The organism is uncultured Streptococcus sp., from assembly GCF_963536705.1.
Classification (GTDB): domain Bacteria; phylum Bacillota; class Bacilli; order Lactobacillales; family Streptococcaceae; genus Streptococcus.
The window spans coordinates 93,480-99,915 of sequence record NZ_CAUTAP010000007.1; the positions used below are offsets into that span (position 1 = coordinate 93,480).

The 6,436-nt window shown below is 42.9% G+C and carries 5 protein-coding genes and 1 pseudogene; 5 read left to right on the plus strand and 1 reads right to left on the minus strand.

All coding sequences use genetic code 11. From position 1 onward, the window contains the following. Positions 1–112: 112 nt before the first annotated feature. From RWX26_RS05760 to RWX26_RS05770, 3 genes are read left to right on the plus strand one after another with little or no spacing between them, the layout of a single operon-like run. Entirely contained in the window at positions 113–1,648 is a 1,536-nt protein-coding gene (locus RWX26_RS05760; RefSeq protein WP_314580032.1) for an ABC transporter ATP-binding protein, read from the plus strand. Further along, complete coding sequence (locus tag RWX26_RS05765; protein ID WP_111675894.1) at positions 1,641–2,735, plus strand: ABC transporter permease; 1,095 nt, start codon at positions 1,641–1,643, stop codon at positions 2,733–2,735. Before RWX26_RS05760 ends, RWX26_RS05765 begins: the two co-directional genes overlap by 8 nt. Before the next feature lies 1 nt (position 2,736). Continuing rightward, on the plus strand, positions 2,737–3,693 hold the full coding sequence (locus tag RWX26_RS05770; protein WP_223312830.1) for an ABC transporter permease: 957 nt from the start codon (positions 2,737–2,739) through the stop codon (positions 3,691–3,693). Between the two features lie 103 nt (positions 3,694–3,796). Here RWX26_RS05770 and RWX26_RS05775 read toward each other — a convergent pair whose 3' ends face one another. Beyond that, positions 3,797–4,762, minus strand: coding sequence for a polysaccharide deacetylase family protein (locus tag RWX26_RS05775; protein WP_314580036.1), 966 nt, complete (start codon positions 4,760–4,762; stop codon positions 3,797–3,799). 140 nt (positions 4,763–4,902) lie between these two features. On the opposite strand from RWX26_RS05775, the gene RWX26_RS05780 reads away from it, so the two are divergent. Both RWX26_RS05780 and RWX26_RS05785 read left to right on the plus strand, forming a co-directional pair. Beyond that, entirely contained in the window at positions 4,903–6,189 is a 1,287-nt protein-coding gene (locus RWX26_RS05780; RefSeq protein ID WP_314580038.1) for a homoserine dehydrogenase, read from the plus strand. 1 nt (position 6,190) lies between these two features. Then, positions 6,191–6,436 (plus strand): annotated as a pseudogene (locus RWX26_RS05785) (homoserine kinase); the annotation flags it as partial.

Here is a 6,436-nt window from a genome sequence, read left to right on the forward strand (position 1 = left end):
AGGGTCGCTTCTTTTTGAAATTGAGACGCCTTTGTGTCAATAGAATTTATTAGCACTGGCTGTGCTAGTAAATTTTATTGAAATAAAATGAAATTCTGGAAAGGAAAGAGCCATGACACATGAAAATGTCATTGAAATGCGAGAAATTACCAAGATTTTTGGTGAATTTGTAGCCAATGATAAAATCAATTTGGAACTCAGAAAAGGTGAAATTCACGCTCTTTTGGGAGAAAATGGTGCCGGCAAGTCAACCTTGATGAATATGCTGGCTGGCCTGCTTGAGCCGACCAGCGGTGAGATTGTAGTGAATGGAAAGTCAGTTAAACTGGACTCTCCATCAAAGGCGGCCTCACTTGGTATCGGGATGGTGCACCAGCACTTTATGCTTGTTGAAGCTTTTACTGTCGCTGAAAATATCATCCTTGGAAGTGAAATCACAAAAAATGGTGTGTTGGACTTGAAAGGTGCCACTAAAGAAATTAAGGAACTTTCTGAGAAATACGGCTTGGCAGTTGATCCATCTGCTAAGATTGAAGATATTTCTGTCGGTGCCCAGCAGCGGGTTGAGATTCTGAAAACTCTTTATCGTGGGGCGGACATTCTCATCTTTGACGAGCCGACAGCCGTTCTGACGCCAGCTGAGATCGATGAATTGATGAAAATCATGAAGAATCTCGTCAAAGAAGGAAAGTCTATCATTCTTATCACTCACAAGTTGGATGAGATTCGGGCAGTTTCTGACCGCGTAACGGTTATTCGTCGCGGAAAATCTATTGAAACAGTTGAAATCGCTGGTGCAACTAACCAAGATTTGGCTGAAATGATGGTGGGACGGGCTGTTTCCTTCAAGACTGCGAAAGAGCCTGCTAATCCTCAAGAAACTATCTTGTCAATCAAAGATCTTGTTGTTGAAGAAAACCGTGGTGTTCCAGCTGTTAAGGGACTTTCTCTTGATGTCCGAGCTGGTGAGATTGTTGGTATTGCAGGTATTGATGGCAATGGTCAAACCGAGCTGATTCAGGCTATTACAGGACTTAGAAAAGCTAGCTCTGGCGAGATTACAATTAAGAACCAGTCTATTATTGGTAAGCAGCCGCGGCAGATAACTGAAATGAAAGTCAGCCACGTTCCTGAAGACCGTCACCGTGATGGTTTGGTCCTGGCAATGTCCATTTCTGAAAATATTGCTCTGCAGACTTACTATAAAGAACCGCTCAGTAAAAATGGAATCCTGAACTATGGTAACATTTATTCTTACGCACGCAAGTTGATGGATGAATTTGATGTTCGGGCGGCTAGTGAATATGTACCTGCTTCAGCTCTTTCAGGAGGAAACCAGCAGAAAGCTATCATTGCTCGGGAAATGGATCGCGATCCAGACCTTCTGATTGTCAGTCAGCCAACTCGCGGACTTGATGTGGGGGCGATTGAATACATTCATAAACGCTTGATTGAAGCACGGACTCAAGGCAAGGCTGTCCTAGTTGTTAGCTTTGAGCTAGACGAAATCCTCAATGTTTCTGATAGAATCGCCGTTATCCACGATGGTAAGATTCAGGGAATTGTAACTCCAGAGGAAACTAATAAGCAAGAGCTTGGTATTCTCATGGCTGGTGGTAAGATTCAGAAGGGAGCTTCAAATGTCTAAAAAAACACAACAGATTGCGGTTCCTTTAATCTCAGTTCTTCTAGGGATTTTATTGGGAGCGGTTGTCATGGCCATCTTTGGTTATGATGCTATCTGGGGGTATGAATCCCTCTTTAAAACAGCTTTTGGTTCTTTGAGAAGTTTGGGTGAGATTTCTCGTGCGATGGGACCTCTGATTCTCATTGGTTTGGGCTTTGCTGTAGCTAGCCGGGCTGGATTCTTTAATGTCGGACTTCCTGGTCAAGCCTTAGCTGGCTGGATTTTGGCTGGTTGGTTTGCACTTTCCTTCCCTAATTTACCTCGTCCTTTGATGTTATTGGCGACTGTAGTCATTGCAGCAGTAGCTGGTGGTATTGTTGGTGCTATTCCAGGAATTCTACGCGCTTATCTGGGAACGAGTGAAGTTATCGTAACCATTATGATGAACTATATTGTTCTTTTTGTTGGAAATGCTCTTATTCATAGTTTCCCAGAATCTGTGATGCAGAGTGTTGACTCTAGTAAGCGTGTCAGTGCAAATGCGATTTATCAAACAGAGTGGTTGAGAAGTCTTACATCTAACTCTCGTATGAATATCGGTATCTTCTTTGCCTTGATTGCAGTAGTGGTTATTTGGTATTTGCTTAAGAAAACAACACTTGGTTTTGAAATTCGTGCTGTAGGGCTTAATCCAAATGCATCTGAATATGCAGGGATGTCATCTAAGCGTACTATTATCGTATCTATGATTATTTCAGGTGCTCTTGCAGGACTTGGAGGAGTAGTAGAAGGACTTGGGACTTATCAGAATGTCTTTGTTCAAGGAAGTTCCCTGAGTGTTGGTTTCAATGGTATGGCGGTAAGTCTTTTGGCAGCCAATTCTCCAATTGGAATTCTCTTTGCAGCCTTCCTATTTGCGGTCCTGAGTGTGGGTGCTCCAGGTATGAACGTGGCTCAGATTCCAACAGAACTTGTAAACATCGTAACAGCTTCTATTATCTTCTTTGTCAGCGCCCACTATCTGATTGAGCGTATGACAGGTATGACAATCTTTGATTTCCTTAAAAATCGTCGCCAAGAAGCTAAAAAAGTGAAGGAGGGAAACTAGGATGAATATTGTAACGGTATTAAGTTTATTAGTATCATCTATGCTGATTTATGCGGCTCCCTTGATTTTCACAAGTATTGGCGGGGCTTACTCTGAACACGCTGGTGTGGTTAATGTCGGCTTGGAAGGAATCATGGTTATGGGGGCTTTTACAGGCGTTCTCTTTAACCTGACTTTCGAGAAGAGTTTTGGTAGTGCGACTCCGTGGCTTTCATTGATTGCTGCTGGTTTGGTCGGAGTTGTCTTCTCTCTTATCCATGCTGTTGCGACCATTACCTTCCGTGCGGACCACGTTGTGAGTGGTACAGTGCTGAACTTGCTGGCGCCAGCCTTGGCAATTTTCCTTGTTAAAGCTATTTATAACAAGGGACAAACAGATAACATTCAGCGTTCATTCGGGAAGTTTAATTTCCCTGTTCTGTCTGATATTCCAGTCTTGGGAGACATTTTCTTCAAGCATACAAGCTTGGTTGGTTACCTTGCTATTGCTTTCTCTTTCCTTGCTTGGTTTATCATGTTTAAGACCAAATTCGGACTGCGTCTTCGCTCAGTCGGAGAGCATCCGCAGGCGGCAGATACCTTGGGAATCAATGTTTATCTCATGCGTTATTGCGGTGTCATGATCTCTGGTCTGCTCGGTGGTATTGGTGGAGCTATTTATGCTCAGTCAATCTCGGTTAACTTTGCTGTGACAACTATCGTAGGTCCAGGATTTATCGCCTTGGCAGCTATGATTTTTGGTAAATGGAGTCCTATCGGAGCTATGCTGGCGAGTCTCTTCTTTGGAGCTTCCCAAAGTTTGGCGGTTATCGGGAACCAGTTGCCATTGCTTTCAAGTGTTCCAACGGTTTATCTACAGATTGCGCCATATGTATTGACGATTGTAGTCCTTGCGGCATTCTTTGGTAAAGCTGTTGCTCCGAAAGCGGATGGTATCAACTATATCAAGTCTAAATAAACCTTTACACCAGTTCTTTGGAGCTGGTGTTTTTTGGTGTTTGAAAGAAGCTATAATCATTGGAATAAAAAAGCTTGCTTCAGGTGAAGCAAGCTTTTTAAGATTAGTTTGTTGCGATTTCATTTAGCAGGTCTTCTGCAGTGGTGGTTGGGTTAACTCGTACGCGGTTGAGTGAGAGCAAGCCATTGGATAGGGAAGCTAGTCCGTTATTGGTTGTCAGTCCCATCTTGTAGCCAACACTTTCAGCAATCTGCAAGGTTGCATCGCTGTATCGTCCAGATGGATAGGCAACGGTGGTTGTGGTTTGAGACAATTCTTTATCTAAGTAAGACTTAGAATCTTTTAACTCAATTTTTTGTTGGTCTTCTGTCGTTGCTGAGAGGTCGGGATGGTTGACGGTGTGATCTTCAAAGGACATGCCTTTGTCCTTCATTTCCTTTATCTCGTCTAGTGTCAGCATATCTTCACGCCCTGCTTGAACAAATCCGGTAATGACATTATTGGTTGCTTTCATGTCATATTTCTGGAGAAGCGGAAAGGCATTAGTATAGAAATCCTTTAAACTATCATCGAAGGTCAGCCAGACGACTTTTTTGTTTTCTGGCAGGACGTTCTCCGTCAGTACCTTGTATGCTTCTGCTGGTGTTAGTGGATAGTAGCCTGCGTCTTTCAAGGCTTTCAGATGACTTTCAAATGTGGCTGGGTCCACAATCAAACCGGCGTTAGCTGCTTCTGATTGATCCATGACGTGAATGGCATGATACATCAAGATAGGAACTTGAACTGGCTGGTCTTGCTTGACCCATTTGACTTTGTCTTTACTGTTGTCATCCGAAGTTGTCTTTTTTTCCCGAGTCGGTGCTGACGAAGTTTTAGATGAAGTATTGACCTGATTCGTTGACACGTTGTTAACTTCTTTTTGGTTGTGCGAGTTTTGCAGCTTGGCTAGTAAAGAAAAGCCACCTACAATCAGGACGAGAAAAAGTAATAAACTTGTCAGAGAAAGTAAAATAGCTCTTTTTCTAGCTTTGCGTTGCTGCATACGATTTCCTCGGTGTTTTCCTGTCATAATATCTCCTTTTTTAAAAAAATTACAATTCCTTTCGGAAATTTACATCTATTATAACAAATAAAGAAGTAGTTTTGTAGGCATTTTTATATAATTTTGTTATAATATTTTTTATACAAGAAATTTTCAAGGAGTGCTTCATGTCTATTAAAATAGCTTTACTTGGTTTTGGAACAGTGGCAAGCGGTGTGCCTTTTTTGCTGAAAGAAAACGGAGAAAAAATCGTTCAAGCGGCTCATTCAGAGATTGAGGTTGCTAAAGTCTTGGTCAAAGATGATGCCGAAAAAGATCGTCTTTTAGCAGCTGGAAATGACTTTAATTTTGTAACAAATGTTGAAGAAATTCTGAACGATTCTGAGATTACTATAGTTGTGGAATTGATGGGACGGATTGAGCCAGCGAAAACGTTCATCACTCGTGCTCTTGAAGCTGGCAAACATGTAGTAACGGCCAATAAGGACTTGTTGGCTGTTCACGGAGCAGAGTTGTTGGAAATTGCTCAAAAGCAAAATGTAGCTCTCTACTATGAAGCAGCTGTTGCCGGTGGAATTCCAATCCTGCGTACCTTGGTTAATTCACTGGCTTCTGACAAAATCACCCGTATCTTGGGTGTGGTCAATGGAACCTCTAACTTTATGATGACCAAGATGGTAGAAGAAGGCTGGTCATATGAAGACGCCCTTGCTGAAGCGCAACGCCTTGGCTTTGCAGAAAGCGACCCAACCAATGATGTAGATGGCATTGATGCGGCTTACAAGATGGTTATTCTCAGCCAGTTCGCTTTTGGTATGAATGTTAAGTTTGAAGATGTGGGTCATCAGGGAATTCGGCATATCACACCAGAAGATGTGGCTGTTGCTCAAGACCTTGGCTATGTAGTCAAGCTGGTAGGTTCTATCGAAGAAACGCCATCAGGAATTGCAGCAGAAGTAGCTCCAACATTTCTGCCTAAAGCGCATCCTTTGGCTAGTGTCAATGGAGTGATGAACGCTGTCTTTGTCGAATCCATAGGTATCGGAGAATCCATGTACTACGGACCAGGAGCAGGTCAAAAACCAACTGCAACTAGTGTTGTGGCAGATATTGTCCGTATCAGCCGCCGTTTGAATGATGGAACAGTTGGCAAGGCCTTCAATGAATTCAGCCGTGAGCTTGTGCTAGCTAAGCCAGAAGATGTGAAGAGTAGCTATTACTTCTCTATCTTGGCACCTGATTCTAAAGGCCAAGTTCTGCATTTGGCTGAGATTTTCAATGCAGAGGATATTTCCTTTAAGCAGATTCTGCAGGAAGGTACTGACGGCGAGAAGGCTCGCGTGGTGATTATTACCCATGCTGTCAGCAAGACGCAGCTGGAAAATGTCACTGCTAAGCTCAAAGAAGTTGCTGAGTTTGACTTGCTCAATACCTTCAAAGTATTAGGAGATTAAGATGAAAATTATTGTACCAGCGACCAGCGCCAATATCGGTCCTGGCTTTGACTCTGTTGGAGTAGCCCTGTCAAAATATCTGGAAATTGAAGTCTTGGAAGAAAGTCAGGAGTGGGTGATTGAGCATGACCTCAATCCGAGAATTCCTAAGGACCGACGCAATTTACTGGTTAAGATTGCCCTGCAGTTGGCTCCAGATATTCAGCCACGCCGTTTGAAAATGACCAGTGATATTCCATTGGCTCGT